We start from the raw sequence: 18,500 nt of genomic DNA, 5'->3' as shown, positions 1-18,500 counted from the left end.
ATGCATTCCTCTTCTCCTCCCCTCTCTACCTGCGCTTCTCCTTCTACCGTTTCCGAAATTTTATAAATATAAGGTAAAAAAAAGCAGCTGATCATTTCTGATTAGCTGCTGCCGTGACTTATTTCATTATCTTTTACTCTCCATAATATCTCACGCCCCCATGCCGTTTTCCGGAACGGAGACAGGCTTCACGAGCGCTTTCTTCTCCCAGGCCCGGCTTCTCCAGCGAAGCAGCATGATGACCCCGCGCAGCCATTCGTCCACCACAAAAGCAATCCAGATGCCAAGCAGCCCCATCCCGAAGTGAACGCCCAACGCATAAGCAAGCGGCACTGAGACGCCCCACATCGAGAGCACGCCCATCAAGACGGGAAACCGCGCATCCCCGGCGGCGCGCAGCGAATTGATGATGACCATGTTGAAGGTCCGGCCGGGTTCGAGTACGATGGAAAGCAAAAAAATACTCGCTCCGGCGGCAATGATCTCGGGGTCCTTCGTGAACATGCCGATCAGCCCATGCCGAAATATCGCTGCCGCACTGACGATAGCTAAAGTTAATACAAAGCTGATCCGCACGCTTTTCATGAGCCGCTTGTAGGCTGCATTCATTTCCCCCGCACCGACCATTTGACCGACAATGATTTCCGTACCCGCTCCGATCGCCATCGCTAGCGCCATAAAATAGTTTGATACGTTCATGACGTAAACATGGGTGTTTAGCGCCGTAATGCCGATCATATTGACAAAACTGATAATCATCAGGTACTGCGACTGCCAGGAAAGATGCTCACCCGCGGCAGGCAAGCCGACGCTCAAAATCTGTTTCAAGTAGGAACCGTTCCAGGTAATATAGTCCTTTCCGCGAATCGGTGCAGGAACCCGCCGATACAAAATGATAAAAAGAACGACGATGCCGAGCAAACGGCTAACGACCGTTGATATAGCCGCCCCCGTCACACCCCACTCCGGAAAGCCCAGGTTCCCGAAAATGAGCAAATAATTTCCTGTCACATGAATGATATTAACGCCTAAAGTTACGAACATAACACTTTTGGTGTGTCCGCTCGAACGGATGACCGACGACACCGCGTAAGAGAGCGCCTCAATCCACATAAAACCGCCGATGATTTTTAAATAATGGCTTGCGATTCCGATTTGTTCGGGATCTAATTTCAACAGATGCAGAAGAGGCTCCCCATAAAAAACGAGAACCAAGCTGACGAGAATCCCGAAAACCAGGTTCATCGTAATGGCGAGCGCCGAGATGCGGCTTGCCTCTTTCTCCCGCCCGGCGCCGATATACTGGGAGACCGCAACGCTGGTGCCGATGCCGACAAAGCCGAACATCAGAATGCAGAAGTAGATAATCTCGTTGGCTAAACCTACTGCCCCGGTCGCCTTATCGGAGATGCGGCTTAACATAAACACGTCCACCGTGCCCAGCAGCATCCGCAGTACGGAATCGACGAAAATGGGCCAAGTCACGGCAAAAAGACTAAGTTTCTTCCATGATGGAACACGATCTGCTAATGTCACGTTTTACAAGCTCCTACTGTATCTATTCTTTGCAACCTTCCCTAGTGTAGCGCCCGATAGGCCAATACGTCTATGGTGTATTTTATAATTTCATGACTATCTTTGTTCAACAATCGTTCCTTGTTTATGTAAAATCAAGTCGGGCTTCACAATTGATCTCGGGTGACAGCATAAAGGGGAAAAATGCTCTGATAATCGCTTACCAGCCGCTGCATTTTTTCCACCGTGCCGTCTTGATGGGGGACATGGATGGAAACCGTCAGGTTTGAATCGTCCAAATACTGAAACGAAACAAGATCAAAATTCAAGGTCCCGAGATTCGGACACTGCAGCGCCTTGGGTGCATCGATGGCATCGAGAACCTCATGGGAGTCCCAAAATTCCCGAAATTCGCTGCTAACTTGGCACAGCGCCTCGAACTGTTCAGACCACCAAGGGTCGTCAACGTGACGTGCATACCCGGCATGGAATTTTGCGGCAATCCGCCGCGCATGCAGTTCCCATTGGTCCCCCTTGATGTAGCGGAAGCGGGGTGATGTAAACGTCATCCAGACAAAATTCCGCTCCCTTTCAGACATCGCCGTGAGATCCCCGTTCAACGCGCAATAGGCTGCATTCCAGGCAATAATGTTCATTCGCGCATCCATGACATTCGACGGGGACAGGTTTTGGCTGTCCAAAAAATGCTGAAGCGCAGGTGTTACCTTAGAGGGTTTCTCGGTTTCGATCAAGGGGAACTCTTTACGGGCGAGATGAAACAAGTGCCTGCGTTCCGACTCATCCAACTGAAGCGCTCCCGCTATTCGATCGAGGACCTCGGCGGATACGTTGATATGACGCCCTTGTTCCAGGTAGGTATACCAATCCAATCCTACATCCGCCAACAGAGCGACCTCGCTGCGGCGAAGCCCGGGTGTACGGCGTCTGCGTCCGGACTCCGGCAATCCTGCTTGCTTAGGGGTTATTCGTTCCCGGCGCGTCCGCAAAAAACGGGACAACTCCTCGTAACGATCCAATCCGCCCGCCATGATCTCCATGCCTCCTATTCATTGATGAACGTAGGATTCGCGATCCTACGATAACCAGATCTCTTCCTAGCCTCGTTAGGTCCATATACACTAGTCTATGTTCTCCTTAGGGAGAATAGCAAGAATCGGCCTGGTTCATGAAAAGATCAATGATCAGGGCGAGCTGACGGACGAACCTGCCATAAAGCACCTTGATCTTGTAGGCGAAAATTTCGTGAAATGGATGGAGATACCATCCAGATTGAAGCAGCTGCAAAGCGAAATATAATCAGGAACCTTGGAGGAAAAAAAGATGTTCGAGCATATTGTACTATTGAAACTCAAGTCCAATGTTTCCATTGACCAGCAGGAGGATGCGGTGAAGCGCGTGCATGCCTTTAGGGGGAATATCCCGGGTATTGTCGATCTGAGCGCCGGGGTTAACGTTACGGAGGAAACAGGGCACATGCAGGGCTTTTCGCTGGGGATCAGAGTCACTTTTGAGAATCAGCAAGCTTGCCGCGATTATATTCAGCATCCCCTGCATCAAAATTTTTTGCAATCCATTGGCCCATTTGCCGAAGGGATCGTAGTCATGGATTACCCGATTGCTTAATGTCGCCCCTGCTTACGATATAGTTTACCGCGTTGCCTGTAACGGCAAGTTTTAGGGCCATCCTCTTGCAGGATGGCCTTTTCTCAGGAAACCGGTAGGGCTGAGGTTAACCGTTATAATAATATCCGAACTTTCCGTACCCTGTGAGCGGTTAATACCAAAATTTCGCGTCATTTGGGGTAGGATGCCTAAAGCGGAGATGCTTGTTGAGGGAAAGCCTCTTCCGCTTAGGTTTTGGTGAAAGAGGCTTACGTGCACCGTTTATTCTACAAGAAACTTAAACCAGAGTAGAACCGCCGTCCACGACAACGATCTGACCGGTGGAATATTTCTCGCGCATTAAGTAGAGAAACGCCTCGGCACCATCCTCCGGTTCGCCGATTCGCCCAACCGGCAGTGATCTCGCGGCATTTTCATACATCGCGTTCCGGTGTTCTTCAGGAACGCCGTCCCATAGCTCGGTACGCATTATGCCGAAGCAAACGGCGTTGACGCGAAGCGGACTCAATTCGACGGCTTGCCATCCGGTTTCCATCAGCCGCGAACAGCTAATCCATGCGAGTTTCGGTACAGCTTGTTTAATCTCCGACTCTCCTTCACGACGGATGATAATAAGATTATAATGAGTCATAGAACCTTCAAACAGGTCTGCATTTATAGTACTGTTCCGGATACTATTGGCACGAATACTAATATAAATTCTTTCACCATATGGAGAGGTAACATCTTTATGAATGATGAAAGAAGACGTAAACAATTGGCCGACTTTCTCCGGTCACGCCGCTTGCGTCTATCCCCGAGAGAGGCGGGTTTGGCGGTTGAAACATCGCGCCGTCGCACAACGGGCTTGAGACGGGAGGAAGTGGCAAGCTTATCAGGTATTTCTTTGCCGTGGTATACTGCGCTGGAGCAAGGCCGGGACATTCATGTCTCCGAGCAAGTCTTGGAAAGCCTGGTACGAACATTACGGCTTAGCAGCGACGAACGCCACCATCTTCTTGTATTGGCCAATCATTCCTCGCTTCCTCAACCAAAAGCGGACGATTCCGTTCCTTCTTCCCTGCAGCAGATTCTGGACAGGATGGGAACCTATCCGGCCTACATTATCGACAAACGCTGGAACGTTCTCGCATGGAACCAAATATCGGGTAAGTTGTGCAAAGACATCAGTCGAGAACCGGAGCTCGGAAAAAATATGCTTTGGCGCGTCTTCGCGGTGGAGGAAAGCAAGTCTCGCATCGTGAATTGGGAGCATGTCGCCTCTGCGATGGTGGCCCATTTCAGAAGCCGGTTTGCCTTGTACATGAACGATTCGTGGTATCAAGAACTGGTCGACAAGTTATGTGACAGGAGTGAGGAGTTCCGGACGCTATGGGAACGGCATGATGTTTCCGGTACTTTGGAAGGGGAACAAATCATCCGTCTCCCCGAAGCAGGTCTGCTGACTTTCCGTTACCATACGTTTACAATCTCTGAGAGCAGCGCTTTTGCAATGAGGGTGTTCACGCCACTTGAAAACTCGGGGACCGACGAACGGTTGGAAGAATAGCTAAAGTAAGTTCATGATCCTAAACAACATTTTTTGTTGCCGCAACTTCCTACATCAAGGTCCTTGCCCTCGAAAGGCCACTCGTAGAAGAAGTGCCGAGCAATGCAAAAACCGCCCGAATCCTGACCGCGTTAGGCGGCTCGGACTTGGGCGGTTTTCATTTTGCGGTTACATTCTACTTCTCCCGCTCCTTGATCACCTGCTCAATCCCCAGCAGAATCAGCTTCAAGCCGAACTCGAACGCCCTATCGGTCCCCATCAACTTGAACAGCCCGCTTTTGAACATCCTCCGGAACAGTCCCGCTTCCGTCTCGCTCATGGAGTCCAGAAGGCGGACCATCTCCTCGCCCGGAAGCGCTTCTGCTCCATGCTCCTTAATAATCGCCGAGACATTGCGCTGATGTTCATAAGCGTCCAGAACGAAGAAGTAGACATAGTTGACAAACGTAGTAATGACTTGCATTTTCTGCTCTTGCTCAAGCGGTGTCGATTCTACGCAGAGCATCATCCGGTTGGTAAACCGGATAATGTCCGGTTCATGGGGGAGCGTCATCATCATGAGCTGCGTGGAGCAGGGATACCGGCTGAGCACGCTTCGTACCGTTCCCGCAAGCTCTGTCAACTGCTCCTTCCAGTCTCCCGCGGAGTGAAACTCCTCCAGAATGATTTTCGATACCTGATTGGCCAGACGCTGATAGAGATTCTGCTTGCTCTTGAAGTACCAGTACAGAGAGGGAGCCTGAATCCCCAGCCGGTCGGCCAGTCGTCTCATGCTGAATTTCTCGATCCCCCCCTCCCCCAGAAGCTCCCAAGAAGCTTCCAAAATCTTATCCTCCGAAATCTGAGGCTGCTGCTTTTTCATCGTTATCCGCCCTTTTATCTAACAGTGTAAGTTTATACTTTACAGGTCTATAGGTTCATGATATCATCTAACACTGTAAGGTTCAAACTAACACTGTTAGACCAGAACGAAATATATCAATGAAAGTGGTGACTCGCATGGATGCAGAAAACCTTCATTATTTTGAAAAAGCACCAATCGCTAAAGCCGTAGCTCACTTCGCTGTACCTATGATGCTGGGTACGTCAATGAGTGTCATCTATTCCATCTTGAATGCCTATTTCCTTGGTACGCTGGGCAATACTGCCGTATTAACCGCACTCGCACTTACCTTGCCTTTATTCGCGATCATCATGGCGCTGGGCAACTTGATTGGCATGGGCAGCGGTACCTTCATCTCCCGTTTGCTGGGTGAGAAAAAATATGATGATGTAAAGCATGTGTCTTCATTCGCCTTTTACAGCAGTTTAGTCCTCGGTCTTATCTTAATTGCCGTTGGCCTCCCGTTGATCGACCCAATTGTCCATGGCCTGGGGGCAACGCCTGACTCCTTTGGCTTCACGAAGGACTATGTCACAATTATGCTTATGGGTTCACCATTCGTCGTATTGTTCTTCACGCTGGAAAATATCGTTCGTTCGGAGGGTGCGGCTGTCACGTCGATGATCGGTATGATGGTGAGTGTTGTTGTGAATATTATTCTTGATGCGCTGGCCATCTTTGTTTTCCATTGGGGCATTATCGGCGTTGCGTCCGCTACGGTCATTTCTAACCTGGTCGCAAGTGCATTCTACGCCTTCCATATGGGATATAAGAGCCAATTCTTAACTGCCTCCATAAAATGGTTCAAGGCTACCAAGGACATTCTAAGCAATGTATTCAAAATCGGAGTTCCCGTCTTTATTATGAGTATCTTTTTGGGCGCAATGTCGCTGATCTTTAACCATTTTCTTGTCGAATACGGAGATCAGGCTGTAGCGGCTTACGGAATTTCATCGCGTTTATTGCAGTTTCCCGAGTTTATTCTAATGGGCTTATGCGAGGGAGTCGTACCGCTCATTGCCTTCTCTTTTACAGCAAATAAATTACGTATGAAGCACACCATTGGATTTACGATCAAAACGATTACAACATTAGCCGTCTTGTTCGGCGTCATCGTCTATCTGATTTCCGGCCACTTAATTGGTTTATTTACAAATGACCCGCAATTAATTGAAATGGGCAGCTACATTCTGCATGTGACGTTCTTATCCTTGTTCATTACAGGAATGACCACGTTGTTTACGGGGATCTTCCAAGCTACAGCGCAAGGAACCGCCGCGTTCATTATGTCCGTTATTCAGGGAATTGTTCTGATTCCTGTGCTGTTTATTGCCAATCAAATGAACGGATTCCACGGGGTGGTCTGGTCGCTCGTCATTGCGGATGCGGCTGCGTTCCTTGTTGGAGCCATCATGCTGTATGCGCTGCGGAATAAATTGCAGCCGAATTTGGAAAGTTTAGTACAGTAGAAAAAGCATATAGCACGCAAGAAGGCAGGATAAGGGTTCTCCCCGTTCCTGCCTTCTTTATATATGGTGAAGCCGAAAACTTCGCTGTCACTGACGGTCTTCCATTTCTTCTGCAGAATAAACCTCCAATTCGCCGTCTGGTGCATGCTTGCCGCAAGAAACCCCAGGTAAATTTTGACAATTAAAGTGAGGGAGTGGCAGATTCTATTTATACTAAAATTCTTTGATTTGGGTGGGCCCATGAGAAAAAAATTACAAATTTACATATCGTCTACTTACTACGATCTTATTGAGGAAAGACATACCGCTGTTGAAGCCATACTTCAAGCCGGTCATATCCCTGCTGGAATCGAGCAGTCTTTCAAGGAAAGTCCAATGAAAATTAGGAAGAGATGGATCGACGAATCCGATGTATATATCCTGTTTCTCGGAGGATTCTATGGTTTAACGCTTCCTGATGATGAATTCAAGAGCTATACGCAGTGGGAATACGAGTATGCCGGAGAAGCGGGCAAACCCAGATTTGCTTTTGTTGTCACGGATGAAGCATTAAGACACAAGCCATACGACTTCACAGCAATTGAATACTATCAGGAGTTTCAAGAGTTTAAGCAATCGGTCATGGAACAAGTCCCTTTTTATTATGTTGAAGATGTACGGCACATTAAAATGGTACTTCGTGACCAATTGCCGGTGTATGCAGCAAGAGACGATTTGTATGGCTGGGTTTCGGGCAAGGATATTCCGGACCTTCAACAGCTATTGGATCGAAAAGCTGCCCGGATCAAAGGGCTGGCGACGCGAACCGAAGTTTTGCGTTTCGCCCAGGCTCGTTCGATATTCGGCATTCGGATGTATTCGGAAGCAGTCCGAACATTATTGAAGTTCCCCCTCTCGGCGTTTAGGGAACACCCGGTCTACCTGGAAGACGGGATAATCCTGGCCTTCGACACATGGGAAATGGCGGAAGGCATTCTAGGCGGCAGCGAAAGACCTGTCGGGCATCGGATGGAGAGCGCCTTCCAGTTAGACAGCCGCGAAGCGCTGGACGAATTGTACCGTCAATTGGCGGCTAAGGGCTATACCGGATATCTTGCACCGCAGGATACGCCTTGGGGAGAGGGCTATGCGATCGTCAAGGATCCCGACGGCAATCTTTGCCAGTCAAGTCGGAAACCGATCGCGGCAAGAAACGCGGAAGGGCGTTGAAAGCTTGAGGACAGGGAAGTGGGGTGGACGGTAGATCAACACACTCGCTGTCCGGAGACTTTGCATGATTATCCCGTTTGATCAGGTAGCAGAGAAACAGACGAGCTCGGGAGAAAAATATTTGTGGGGAAGCAAATAGGTTCGAGATAATTTAGACGAGCTTAGGAGATGAAATCAGGTTTAGGGGAGGTGAAACAGACCGACAAGAGATCAAGACAGTAGATCAAGGACAAGACGCGAAACGAAAGACCCGTGATTTTGCTGTAGCCTGAATCCTTCCATCTGCAGCAACGCCCGTACTGTTCATGCTAATCCCACCCATTAAATTGATCTGCAACAAGTAACCCCTACCGTTCAAGCGTCACGATCAGGCCGCAGCCGCAAGGGGCTGGTTCGGTTGGCGCGCGATCAGCCGGCGGTAAGGGATCGCCGGAATCGCCACACACATTTGCAGCAACTTCTGCCGCATCGTTTCTTCCGCTTTGGGCAGTCCTCCGGGCAGGCGCAACCGGCGGCGTCCGGTGTACTCGTTCAGGTACGCCTGCAGATGTTTCAGTCCCAAGGCTCCATACGTACTCTTCAGCGATTCCCACGCCTCTCTCACCACTTTCCGCAAGGGCGCATACAGCCGAAAGGCCTGAGGGAACAACTGCACCACCGATGTACGGGCATCCACGTGCCCGTTGATGAACGCAGCGAGTTCGTGACGGTTTGCCCTTTTTTCACCTCCCCGCTTATGCGGAACCAGGCGGATTTTGACCTGCTCCGGCTCGCCCGACTCCGTGACCGTGCAGCCGGCTACGACCGCCGAGGCGTACGGATGCGAAAGCTGACACCGGGACGGATTACGTCCATACTGATCGCTGTTCACCTTCACGTCTCCGGAGAGCAGCTCCCGGGCATCGAACTCCCCCACGGCATGGCGTATTTTGTGCAGCATCGACCAGGCGGTCTTATAGGTGACCCGGATCACCTGGCGCAGCCGCAACGCCGAGATGCCGTCCTCCAGCAGGAACAAATCCAGAGCTTCGAACCACTTGAGCAAGGACACCTTGGCTCCTTCAAAAATCGTGCCGACCAAAGGCGACGTTTGATGCTTGCACTTTCCGCACTCGAACAAGGGGATATGCCGAGAAGTCAGGCGGCTGCACCGGGTGTACGCGCAGCGCGGGCAGACGAAGCCGCTTGGCCACTTCATCGCGATTAGTGCTTCCATGCAGTCCTGCTCACTGTTAAAACGGCTGCTGAATGATTGAAGTTCCGTTCCCGTATTGACTTCCATATCCACTCGCCCCCGAATCAAGAATATACGAACATAGGTTCCATTTATTTCATCATACCAAACACACGTTCTCTTATCAAGCCAAAAATCTCACCTGAACCGCCTCATTTTTTCCTCAGCTTTTTTGTTTTTTTCTTCTCTCTTTTTTTGAATCCTTGCTCTAACCCCCATCCCCTGTTCCCTGAGCGAAAGGAATAATCGTGCAAAGGCAAGCAGCAGGCAGGAACACCCAGATCGAACCCTTCAGGCAACCCCTTTAGACAGCCCCCTCACCTGGCGTCGATATATGACACTGCTCGAAACGGCCGCGGTGCAAAAGGTAGATACACCGCCCCCGCCGGATCGTGACGCCTCATGGATTGCTGCTTTACCCAGCTACTTCAAAGCTTGTCTACCGACTTTTTGCTGCGAATGTTGAGTTATAATTTACACGAGTTTGAAATGATGCGGTTAATAAAATTTTTCCCTACTCATCCTTTAAACGCCGTTGATACAAAACGACGGATACAATCGTCAATACAACCGTCCAGGCCAAAATAATGAGGAAGGGTTTTAATAAATCTCCCGTCGTAAAGCCTATATTTCGTATATTTAGCAAATACACAAGTTGAACGCTTGGTGCATACTCCAGTACTTTGAAGATCGGAAAATCATCCGCTAGTAACACTCCCCATGGTGCCCCAGTGAATACGAGGCCCACAGGCATTATAGATAACGTTGCGTCAAGCAATGTCTTGGAGTATAAACCACATATCGTCCCGACTGCGGTGTATAGAATAATCGAAAAAATGATTGCTGCCACAATCACCCTATACTAGCTGGCTCATAGCCCAATATAAGCAGGCTTGTGCTAAACTCGTTAGAATCACAAACGAAATATTTAGGAGAAAACCGATTGCTCCAGGCAAGGACGGGCCGGCACTTCGAAAAAGAAATGCGAAGAGAATGGGAAAAATCAGAATAATGGAGATCGCATAATTACGTGAAAATTCTTTGTAATCCTTCACAAATATTGCCCCGGCACGTTTTAATGAGATACTCATAGTAACTCACTTCCTGTCATTTTAATAAAGATATCACCTAGACTTGGCTCTTTCGTTTCTAATCGCTTAATGAACCCTCGTTTCATCCAACCGGCGATTTGATCGGCCGTCTCCTCATCGATCGGGAGCTCGTAGGTTTCCCCATTGATTAAGTCAACACAAACTACGTTTTCCCGATGCTGTTTTTTTAGTTCCTTTGGGGAGCCGATAGCTTGGATTTGCCCTTGATACAATATCGCTACACGGTTACATAGCAATTCCGCCTCAGCCATATCATGCGTAGTTAAAAAAATCGTTGTCCCTTTATCATTTAAATAGCGTAAGCCCTTGTAAATATGCGCTGAGTTTACTGGATCTAAAGCCGAAGTAGGCTCATCCAAAAATAATAATTCCGGCTCATGGATCACCGCGCATGCCAACATGACACGCTGACGCACCCCTTTCGATAAGCGATTGACTTTCTTTTTGCGTTCTCCGCTTAGGTTTACAAACTGCAGTACCTTATCGATCGAAGCTTTAGGAAGATCATATAACTTACGATACAGCTCCAGATTTTCCTCAATCGTTAATCTCTCATATAGACCGCTGTTGTCCGTCAAAATGCCAAAGCGCATCTTCTGTGCAGACTGCTGCATCATCTCCGCCGGCTGGTTAAATGCACTGGCCTGTCCGCTTGTCGGATTTAACTGCGACGTTAAAATCTTGATTAATGTCGCCTGAATGGTACCCTGGAACGCTTGATGGATTCGATATTGCCCCGGAAATGGCATACGCTTACGAAATGTTTACTTCGCAAACATTTTAAATGTTAAGAAGTGCTTTTAATTCATGCAATTTTGAACGAGATAACGGAACCACGGCATCTTTACCCGTATTTAATCGCAAGCTGCAGCTATTTTTCGTCCATGTAATAATCTCTCTTACTTTTTGCAAGTTAACGATGTAGGATCGATGACACCTAAAAAATCCGAAATTCAACAATCTCTGCTCGAGCTGGGTTAGCGTCAAAGCACAGACATAATGTTCTCCACCCACATGAACTAGGATCGAACCATCCAAACTTTCTATGTAATCGACTTCAGGCGGATCAAATAAAATCACTTTGTCATTTCTTTTCGTATAAATCTTCTGCAAGGTGATATTGGCCCGATCTTGTTCCGGTACTTCCTGCTTATCCTCTTCCGAGTCCCGAATATCCAGTGGATGAAATCCGGATTCGTTCAATCGATAAATGGCATCACAGGAAATCATGGCATCCTCTAAATTCGAAGTTAAAATTAGAAGCTGCTTCTCTTTCGAAAGGTCATCCAAAATCCGTTTAAAATGACGACGATCTTCTTCTTCCAAGTAAAAATAGGGTTCCTCCAATACTAAGGTAGACTGATACGCAAAAAAGGCACGCAGCAAGGTCACATACATCCTTTTTGAGGGGCTTAGATCCTTGATTTTTACCTTTCGTTCTTCTTGTAAAGCAAAATAATCCATTAACAAAGCGGCACGCTCATTCCGCTCCGTTACTTTGATTAGAAAAGTGATCAGCTCTTCCACCGTTAAACGCATATACATAATGTTGGGATACTTTTTTGTCATAGATATCAGAGCGGCCGGTAGTATGAACTGCTAGACGGTTCTTTACCGCTAGCGCAACTAAACTCTACGTAACCGACTTGATTTTATGAATAGATGTGGTAGACTTCAGCTAAAAAAGGATTTTGGGACCTTTTTCATTTCTAGCAGAGGGGAAAACATGAGCGATAACAAACCGGATTTGTATGAGCAATATGTTCGTCTTGTATGGTTGGAACGTAGGCACCAGTTACAAAAGCTTAAAGAAATGGGCCCCATGGCTAATCCCCATCAGGGCCAGGGGCGAGTTCTGGCCCTATTAAAGTTGAAACCGGAAATGACCCAGAAAGAGCTCTCAGCTATTCTGGATATTCGTTCTCAGTCACTTGGTGAATTACTCGCCAAGCTTGAACGAAGTGGATATATCACCCGTACACCTTCCAAAGCAGATCGTAGGGTTATGGAGATACGACTGACGGAAGCTGGCAGAATTGCCGCCAAGCAAAATGAAGAGCAGTCGGATAGTGAAATCATTTTCGGATGTTTGAATGAAACGGAACAGGCTGCGCTAAGTGGTTATTTCACCCGTATTATCGAAGAACTGGAGAAGGAATTTGGAGATGACGATTCCGATCTCGGGTCAAGAGATCTTCGCGGCAGTAAGCAGAGACGATAGTGGTATCCCCAATAAGGATAACAAACCCGATATTTCAAACGACAAATAAAAAATGCTATTGACATATTGAGAAGGTACCTTTATTATCCATTTATGAAGGTACCTTTTTTTAAAATCAAATACTAAGGTACCTTCTTGTTTGATTCGATTATTCTAAAAGGAGCTGTTAGCCAATGAACAAGGAAAAAGTCACTTGCATTACCAACGCGCGAATTTTTGACGGCGAGAATGTCCTCGACAAGCAGTCCGTTACAATCCAAGGAGAGAAAATTATCAATGTTGGAGGTCCGGTTCCCGACGGATCTGAAGTTATTGACGCGAAAGGCTGTACGTTGTTGCCGGGGCTAATCGACGCTCACTCCCATCCCAGTATGGAATCTTTGAAGCTCTCCTTGACCTTCGGTGTTACCACCACGTACCAGATGCAGGGATATTTTTCTGAAGAGCAGAAGAAAGAGATAAACGAGCGAAGAGATTTGACGGATTGTCTAAAATCCTTCCTTGCAATTACAGCGCCGGACGGTCACCCGCTTGAACTTTTGCCTCCTGAAGTTGCTGCCCAGATGAAAGCTAAGGCCGCGTCTGTGGGGACGGCTTTAAACAAATACGCCTCAACGCCTGAAGAGGCAACTAGACTTGTGGCGGAACGCGTAACGCAAGGAGCAGACTATATAAAAATTATGATCGAAGAAGGTACGGTGTTCGGTAAACCTGGTACCCCCGACGTCACGGATGAAGTCATTGCAGCTGCTTGTTCGGAAGCACACCGTTTTGGCAAAATGGCTGTAGCCCACACTATGACGATAAAAGCCACTGAACGTGCAATCAGCGGAGGAATTGACGGGTTGATGCACATCTTCATAGACCAGCCGCATACCCAAGAAATCATTGATACGATTGTAAATTCAGGTGTGTTCGTATGCCCCACGATTGTTGCCGGCGCTTCCACGATAGGCGATAGCGATGCCCCTGAGTTTGCCACGGACGAACGTGTACGCTCTAAATTAAGCGAAAAGTGGCATAATGCACTTTATAAGCACATCGCCACTTATCCAGAGGGTAAGACGGAATATCTTTTGGAGACCGTGAAGGCTCTCCACGATGCTGGGGTCGATATTTTGGCTGGCAGCGATCCCTCGCAGCCGACGGTTGGCGGGATGGTTCATGGAGCTAGTTTGCACCATGAACTGCAACTGCTGGTCAAAGCCGGATTGACACCGATTGAGGCATTGAGAGCAGCCACCTCTGTTCCCGCACGCCGCTTTGGGATTTATGATCGCGGCCGCATCGTAAACGGGGCTCGTGCCGACCTGTTGTTGGTAAAAGGAGATCCAACGTCGAATATCTCTGACACATTATCCATTGAAGCCATCTGGCGTCAGGGCACCCGTCTGGCCGCGAATGAATGAGAAGGAGCAAAAGCCATGAACCATACATTTATTGACATTCACCACCATGTCATAGGAAAAAACAATCCCAATGCCGCTTTGCTGCCTCCATGGAGTATGGAAATTGATGAAGAGGCCATGATACGGATGGGGTTAACCGGAGCTTTACTTTCCCTGCCTGTATCCGCAAGCCCTGAGGTTACCCGGCAGATAAATAACTTGCTGGCTCAGTGTGCTGCATATAATTCAACAAAGTATGGAATGCTGGCATGTCTGCCTACTGAATTTGTCGATGAAGCGTTAAAAGAAATCGACTACGCGTACGAAACACTGAAGGTTGACGGATTCTGTCTTCCCAGCAATACCAAAGGAATTTACATTGGTGATGACCGCATGGACGAGATTCTCGCGGAATTAAACAGACGGTCGGCCGTTGTACTCCTTCATCCCACAAAACCTGCGGGAGCGAATGAGTCTCTGTTTGTAAAAGATATGTCTATCTACGAATTTCCTTTTGATACAACACGCTCCATGATGGATCTAATTTACAGAGGAAAAGTTCTCAAGTATCCCAATATCAAATGGATCGTTTCTCATGCGGGAGGAACCATTCCCTATATCGCGTACCGTTTGAGCACTGTTGCACAGGAAAACAAAGCAAGCAGTCTCTCCAGCGAAGAAGTACTATCATCTTTAAAAAGCTTGTACTATGATGTGGCGCTCTCAACCTCGCCTAGTGTATTTACGACATTGAAAGAATTGGTGGGGGCATCGCATATCCTGTTCGGAACGGATTATCCTTTGCGTTTCGAAAACGGAGTTACGGAAAGTATTGAACAGTTGAGCAGCTATTTGGGATTTGATGAAGGCGAGAAAACCAAGCTTATGTCTGGTACGGCAAAAGAACTTTTCCCTCGTTTTCGTTGAATGAGCAGCAGAACTAAGGGAAAATACGCTAATTCTAGAAAGATTAGAAGTAGCGTATTTTGCTTTTCCAGTCATGTATTCTCTTGCTTTAATGCGTCAATAATATTTTCCTTTCTTACTTTCGCGCCGGAATAAACAATCGCAGAACCGGCAATGACAAATACGGCGACAATGACAGACAGAATGCTCATCCAAGGGAGGGTGAACCCGTAGCTGAATTTGTTCGCAAATGCTCTATAGATCAGATACATCGCGGCGAAACTAACGGGAAGCCCGAACAATAGCGACTTGACCCCGTAAAAAATACTTTCATAGTTCAGCATTTTCGCAAAGCCTTTTGGCGTCATGCCTACGGATTTCAGCATCGCAAATTCTCGTTTGCGAAGCGACCACCCCGTCGAGATCGTATTAAAAATGTTCGCAATGGAAATCGCAGAGATTAATACGATAAAATCGTAAGAAAAGACGGACATCAAGAGAATCTGCCGTTCTTCGCTTTTTCTGGATTGATACACATTGTAGACATTCAGATTGGTCTCCTCCATCTCTTCAATTTCCTGCTGCGTTCTCATCGGTTCCGTGCTTTGCAAATGGAGGTACGTCGAAGTGTTAGCTTGGTCCTCGTCGCCTGTCAGCCGATTCAGGACGCGTTCCGACACGATCATATTTAACCCGCCTACGCCTATCGGGTTCATTCCCATCGGGGCTTGATCCGTCAATGCGGCAACAATCACTTTGTTTGCCTTCGTTTCTTCCCCATTCTCTTTATAAAAGTTCGTTAGCTCGATACTTTGACCGGCCTTCGTATACACGGCCTTCGTCTGCACATATTTCCCCGTGCCCATATCTTTGTAATGAATCGTATCCATCACGATCGCGGCGGGATGATCCGGATCCGTAAGCTGCTCGTAGTCTGCGCCAACCGCTTTGGCATAGGCTTGCAGACTCGAATCGTTTAAGGCAAGAATCTTAATATCGTAGGGGTATTTCCCGTCTTGCAGCAGACTCTTATCCTTCTTAATACGCTCTTGCAATTCGTCGGCGATGATCGCCGCATCGACCCAAGCGTTCCCATACAACTCGTGAATCACGTTGTATTTCGTGACGCCATCCAGGGATACAATCGATCGCAGCAACCGGTCATCTATTCTTTTTCCATCGCTGTACGATACTTCAATATCGTAATTGACGCCTTCTCGCGACAGTTCCAGGGATTGTGTCATGCCGGCCGTAAAAAACGATACCGTCAAAAACAAAACGATGCTGATGACAAGCGAAAAAAGAATAGCATGGTATCTCCGTTTGTTCCTTTTTAGGTTTTTCAGCCCGATTTCCGCTTCAATCCCGAGGAGCTTGCGGATGTACTTCGACGTTTTCACAGCTTTGGCTGTAAGCTTTATGTCGGCAGCTTGGCGAATCGCGTCCATAGCAGAAACCTTGGATGCTTTCAGCGCCGGGAGATACGCCGAAACGAAAATCGTCAGCATCGAAACAAGACAAGCCATCAAGAGCGATAACGGCGTGACGATGAGCCTCAGCTTTTCACTGGTCCCTAATGCCTCTTCAATCATCGCGTTCATGAACCAAAAGGTGATCCCGATCCCCGCAAGACCGCATAGGATGCCAATGGGAATGCTGATCAAGCCAATGACGGCACCTTCAAAAAGCACTGAATTTCGCTTCTGCCTTTTCGTAGCGCCCACGCTCGCGAGCATCCCTAAATGGCGCGAACGTTCCGAGACGGAGATCGCAAAAGCGTTATAGATGAGCGAAACCGAGCCGATCATAATCACCGCCATAAGGATCGCCGATAAGGAGAACATCATGCTGTACGAGGCTTTGCTTTTGGACAAGCCGTAATAATGAAGCAAATCGTTATTATATTGGACGGTTTCAATTTGGTTTTGCTTAGCCAAATCCTCCGCATGAGCGAACAAGGACGGATTAACGCGCTGTAAGACCACCGACGCATCGACTCGATCGTTTTCCCCGATCATATGATCATCGACATAGCTAATGATCGTATAACCCGGGGCCCACGCCGTTTCCCATGCGGGACGCTTGATGAATCCTACCACCGTATAATTCCTTTTCTTGATATGCTGCAACGTTTCGGTCAATGTGCCGTCTTCCCTGCGCAGCGATTCGGTCTGATCCAGGGGATGATCGCCCCCTTGTTCGAATCGTTCGCCGACGCGAAGGGTTAAACGATCGCCGATTTCGTACTTCACTTTGGCGTTCGTGGCAACGGGCTCGGAGATCACAACTTCCTTGTCCGTACGGGGAAGACGCCCCTTGCTTAGTTCAACCTGGAATTGTGCGAACCCTTGCGCATCATATTCCTTGATGAACAAATACGGCTTATTGGGATTTTGTCCTCCTTCTAATGGGGCATAGCCAAGGTCTCTTGAGATCGCCACGGTTTTGGCTCTGTCATCGCCCTGTATCGCCGCCAGCTGTTCTTTGGTTACATCTTGATATTGGACATGCCACTCCCCTGTATCGGCAATGGTCTGCCTAATCATTAAATCCGAAAATGAGCAAACAAGCGTAGCGACAGCGGTCACCATGGCAACCGAAATGATGACGCCGACGATGGTTACAAGCGTTCGTCTCTTGTTCTGCTTCAGATGCCGGATGGTTAACGTATTGACAATATTCATCGCCTGATCACCTCGTCTTTGGCGATCCTCCCGTCTTCAATCGAAATGATCCTGTCGGCTTGCAAGGCGATCCGTTCGTCGTGCGTGATCACGATCAGCGTCTGATGATAGGTCTTATTCAGCATTTTTAATAAGTCGATGATCTCGCTGCTATTCTTGCTGTCCAGATTTCCGGTCGGTTCGTCGGCCAGCATGATCGCAGGATTGCCGATGAGCGCTCGGCCGATCGAGACCCGCTGCTGTTGTCCGCCGGATAGCTGATTCGGCAGGTGGTTTAATCGATGCTGCAAATTCAACGTATTCACAAGGCCAGCTAATTGCTTTTGATCTACTTTTTGTTGATCCAGCAAGAGCGGCAGCGTAATATTCTCTTCCACCGTCAGGACGGGTATCAGGTTGAAAAACTGGTAGATCAGGCCAATTTGCCTGCGCCTGAAGATGGCCAGCTGCGTTTCGTTCAAGGCATACATGTCCGTATCCTGAACATAAACTTTCCCGCCAGTCGGCCGATCCACCCCGCCCAGCATATGAAGGAGCGTCGATTTCCCCGATCCGGACGGGCCGATAATCGCGACAAATTCGCCTTTTTCGACCGAAAAGGAAACATCGTCAAGCGCCCTCACCGCCGATTCGCCTGTCCCGTATACTTTAGACAGATGCTCAATTTTTAAAATTTCCATGGCCAT

The 18,500-nt window shown here is 48.2% G+C and carries 16 protein-coding genes and 1 pseudogene; 8 read left to right on the top strand and 9 right to left on the bottom strand.

The window, feature by feature from the left end:
* Positions 1 to 150 precede the first annotated feature (150 nt).
* Entirely contained in the window at positions 151 to 1,536 is a 1,386-nt protein-coding gene (locus DYE26_RS23920) for an MATE family efflux transporter (RefSeq protein WP_036618402.1), read from the bottom strand.
* Positions 1,537 to 1,682: 146 nt separating this feature from the next.
* Complete coding sequence (locus DYE26_RS23915; RefSeq protein ID WP_051985164.1) at positions 1,683 to 2,564, bottom strand: helix-turn-helix transcriptional regulator; 882 nt, start codon at positions 2,562 to 2,564, stop codon at positions 1,683 to 1,685.
* A 292-nt stretch (positions 2,565 to 2,856) separates the two neighbouring features.
* Here DYE26_RS23915 and DYE26_RS23910 point away from each other — a divergent pair, with 292 nt between their 5' ends.
* On the top strand, positions 2,857 to 3,159 hold the full coding sequence (locus DYE26_RS23910) for a Dabb family protein (protein ID WP_036618400.1): 303 nt from the start codon (positions 2,857 to 2,859) through the stop codon (positions 3,157 to 3,159).
* 277 nt (positions 3,160 to 3,436) lie between these two features.
* Here the strand turns inward: DYE26_RS23910 and DYE26_RS23905 are convergent, their stop codons facing one another.
* On the bottom strand, positions 3,437 to 3,694 hold the full coding sequence (locus DYE26_RS23905; RefSeq protein ID WP_240534071.1) for an SDR family oxidoreductase: 258 nt from the start codon (positions 3,692 to 3,694) through the stop codon (positions 3,437 to 3,439).
* 195 nt (positions 3,695 to 3,889) lie between these two features.
* Here DYE26_RS23905 and DYE26_RS23900 point away from each other — a divergent pair, with 195 nt between their 5' ends.
* Complete coding sequence (locus tag DYE26_RS23900) at positions 3,890 to 4,708, top strand: helix-turn-helix transcriptional regulator (RefSeq protein ID WP_036618395.1); 819 nt, start codon at positions 3,890 to 3,892, stop codon at positions 4,706 to 4,708.
* 175 nt (positions 4,709 to 4,883) lie between these two features.
* Here DYE26_RS23900 and DYE26_RS23895 read toward each other — a convergent pair whose 3' ends face one another.
* Positions 4,884 to 5,570 (bottom strand): TetR/AcrR family transcriptional regulator, encoded by a 687-nt coding sequence (locus tag DYE26_RS23895; RefSeq protein WP_036618394.1) that lies wholly within the window; start codon positions 5,568 to 5,570, stop codon positions 4,884 to 4,886.
* A gap of 137 nt (positions 5,571 to 5,707) precedes the next feature.
* Here DYE26_RS23895 and DYE26_RS23890 point away from each other — a divergent pair, with 137 nt between their 5' ends.
* The 3 genes and pseudogenes from DYE26_RS23890 to DYE26_RS34720 all read left to right on the top strand — a co-directional run bounded on the left by DYE26_RS23890 (position 5,708) and on the right by DYE26_RS34720 (position 8,269).
* Complete coding sequence (locus tag DYE26_RS23890) at positions 5,708 to 7,060, top strand: MATE family efflux transporter (protein WP_036618392.1); 1,353 nt, start codon at positions 5,708 to 5,710, stop codon at positions 7,058 to 7,060.
* 240 nt (positions 7,061 to 7,300) lie between these two features.
* Positions 7,301 to 7,837 (top strand): annotated as a pseudogene (locus tag DYE26_RS34345) (DUF4062 domain-containing protein); the annotation flags it as partial.
* Between the two features lie 75 nt (positions 7,838 to 7,912).
* Entirely contained in the window at positions 7,913 to 8,269 is a 357-nt protein-coding gene (locus DYE26_RS34720; protein WP_306308142.1) for a VOC family protein, read from the top strand.
* Between the two features lie 367 nt (positions 8,270 to 8,636).
* Here DYE26_RS34720 and DYE26_RS23880 read toward each other — a convergent pair whose 3' ends face one another.
* From DYE26_RS23880 to DYE26_RS23860, 3 genes are all read right to left on the bottom strand, one after another.
* Positions 8,637 to 9,551: a transposase gene (locus DYE26_RS23880; protein WP_051985163.1), complete on the bottom strand. Its 915-nt coding sequence runs from the start codon at positions 9,549 to 9,551 to the stop codon at positions 8,637 to 8,639.
* A gap of 1,039 nt (positions 9,552 to 10,590) precedes the next feature.
* A complete protein-coding gene (locus DYE26_RS23865; RefSeq protein ID WP_082207610.1) occupies positions 10,591 to 11,364 on the bottom strand; it encodes an ABC transporter ATP-binding protein in 774 nt (257 codons plus the stop codon).
* Between the two features lie 31 nt (positions 11,365 to 11,395).
* Positions 11,396 to 12,160: a LytTR family transcriptional regulator DNA-binding domain-containing protein gene (locus tag DYE26_RS23860; protein ID WP_244927444.1), complete on the bottom strand. Its 765-nt coding sequence runs from the start codon at positions 12,158 to 12,160 to the stop codon at positions 11,396 to 11,398.
* Between the two features lie 181 nt (positions 12,161 to 12,341).
* Here DYE26_RS23860 and DYE26_RS23855 point away from each other — a divergent pair, with 181 nt between their 5' ends.
* From DYE26_RS23855 to DYE26_RS23845, 3 genes are all read left to right on the top strand, one after another.
* On the top strand, positions 12,342 to 12,836 hold the full coding sequence (locus DYE26_RS23855; RefSeq protein ID WP_051985162.1) for a MarR family winged helix-turn-helix transcriptional regulator: 495 nt from the start codon (positions 12,342 to 12,344) through the stop codon (positions 12,834 to 12,836).
* A 173-nt stretch (positions 12,837 to 13,009) separates the two neighbouring features.
* A complete protein-coding gene (locus DYE26_RS23850; RefSeq protein ID WP_036618386.1) occupies positions 13,010 to 14,245 on the top strand; it encodes an amidohydrolase family protein in 1,236 nt (411 codons plus the stop codon).
* A 15-nt stretch (positions 14,246 to 14,260) separates the two neighbouring features.
* The gene (locus DYE26_RS23845; protein WP_036618384.1) at positions 14,261 to 15,151 is read left to right on the top strand and encodes an amidohydrolase family protein; all 891 of its coding nucleotides are present in this window, start codon (positions 14,261 to 14,263) and stop codon (positions 15,149 to 15,151) included.
* Between the two features lie 71 nt (positions 15,152 to 15,222).
* On the opposite strand, the gene DYE26_RS23840 is transcribed toward DYE26_RS23845, so the two are convergent.
* Both DYE26_RS23840 and DYE26_RS23835 read right to left on the bottom strand, forming a co-directional pair.
* Entirely contained in the window at positions 15,223 to 17,814 is a 2,592-nt protein-coding gene (locus tag DYE26_RS23840) for an ABC transporter permease (RefSeq protein WP_036618382.1), read from the bottom strand.
* Complete coding sequence (locus DYE26_RS23835; RefSeq protein ID WP_036618380.1) at positions 17,811 to 18,494, bottom strand: ABC transporter ATP-binding protein; 684 nt, start codon at positions 18,492 to 18,494, stop codon at positions 17,811 to 17,813. The genes DYE26_RS23840 and DYE26_RS23835 overlap by 4 nt, the downstream gene beginning before the upstream one ends.
* Between the last annotated feature and the right edge of the window lie 6 nt (positions 18,495 to 18,500).

The organism is Paenibacillus macerans (assembly GCF_900454495.1).
GTDB classification, from domain to species: domain Bacteria; phylum Bacillota; class Bacilli; order Paenibacillales; family Paenibacillaceae; genus Fontibacillus; species Fontibacillus macerans.
The sequence above is the reverse complement of the archived record's forward strand: the minus strand, read 5'-3'. Positions and strand labels throughout refer to the sequence as shown.

Coding starts and splice junctions, on each gene's coding strand:
- DYE26_RS23860 (WP_244927444.1), bottom strand. CDS start 12,160: ATGTATATGCGTTTAACGGTGGAAGAGCTGATCACTTTTCTAATCAAA.
- DYE26_RS23915 (WP_051985164.1), bottom strand. CDS start 2,564: ATGGCGGGCGGATTGGATCGTTACGAGGAGTTGTCCCGTTTTTTGCGG.
- DYE26_RS23840 (WP_036618382.1), bottom strand. CDS start 17,814: ATGAATATTGTCAATACGTTAACCATCCGGCATCTGAAGCAGAACAAG.
- DYE26_RS23900 (WP_036618395.1), top strand. CDS start 3,890: ATGAATGATGAAAGAAGACGTAAACAATTGGCCGACTTTCTCCGGTCA.
- DYE26_RS23910 (WP_036618400.1), top strand. CDS start 2,857: ATGTTCGAGCATATTGTACTATTGAAACTCAAGTCCAATGTTTCCATT.
- DYE26_RS23835 (WP_036618380.1), bottom strand. CDS start 18,494: ATGGAAATTTTAAAAATTGAGCATCTGTCTAAAGTATACGGGACAGGC.
- DYE26_RS23850 (WP_036618386.1), top strand. CDS start 13,010: ATGAACAAGGAAAAAGTCACTTGCATTACCAACGCGCGAATTTTTGAC.
- DYE26_RS23890 (WP_036618392.1), top strand. CDS start 5,708: ATGGATGCAGAAAACCTTCATTATTTTGAAAAAGCACCAATCGCTAAA.
- DYE26_RS23865 (WP_082207610.1), bottom strand. CDS start 11,364: ATGCCATTTCCGGGGCAATATCGAATCCATCAAGCGTTCCAGGGTACC.
- DYE26_RS23845 (WP_036618384.1), top strand. CDS start 14,261: ATGAACCATACATTTATTGACATTCACCACCATGTCATAGGAAAAAAC.
- DYE26_RS34720 (WP_306308142.1), top strand. CDS start 7,913: ATGTATTCGGAAGCAGTCCGAACATTATTGAAGTTCCCCCTCTCGGCG.
- DYE26_RS23905 (WP_240534071.1), bottom strand. CDS start 3,694: ATGGAAACCGGATGGCAAGCCGTCGAATTGAGTCCGCTTCGCGTCAAC.
- DYE26_RS23880 (WP_051985163.1), bottom strand. CDS start 9,551: ATGGAAGTCAATACGGGAACGGAACTTCAATCATTCAGCAGCCGTTTT.
- DYE26_RS23895 (WP_036618394.1), bottom strand. CDS start 5,570: ATGAAAAAGCAGCAGCCTCAGATTTCGGAGGATAAGATTTTGGAAGCT.
- DYE26_RS23855 (WP_051985162.1), top strand. CDS start 12,342: ATGAGCGATAACAAACCGGATTTGTATGAGCAATATGTTCGTCTTGTA.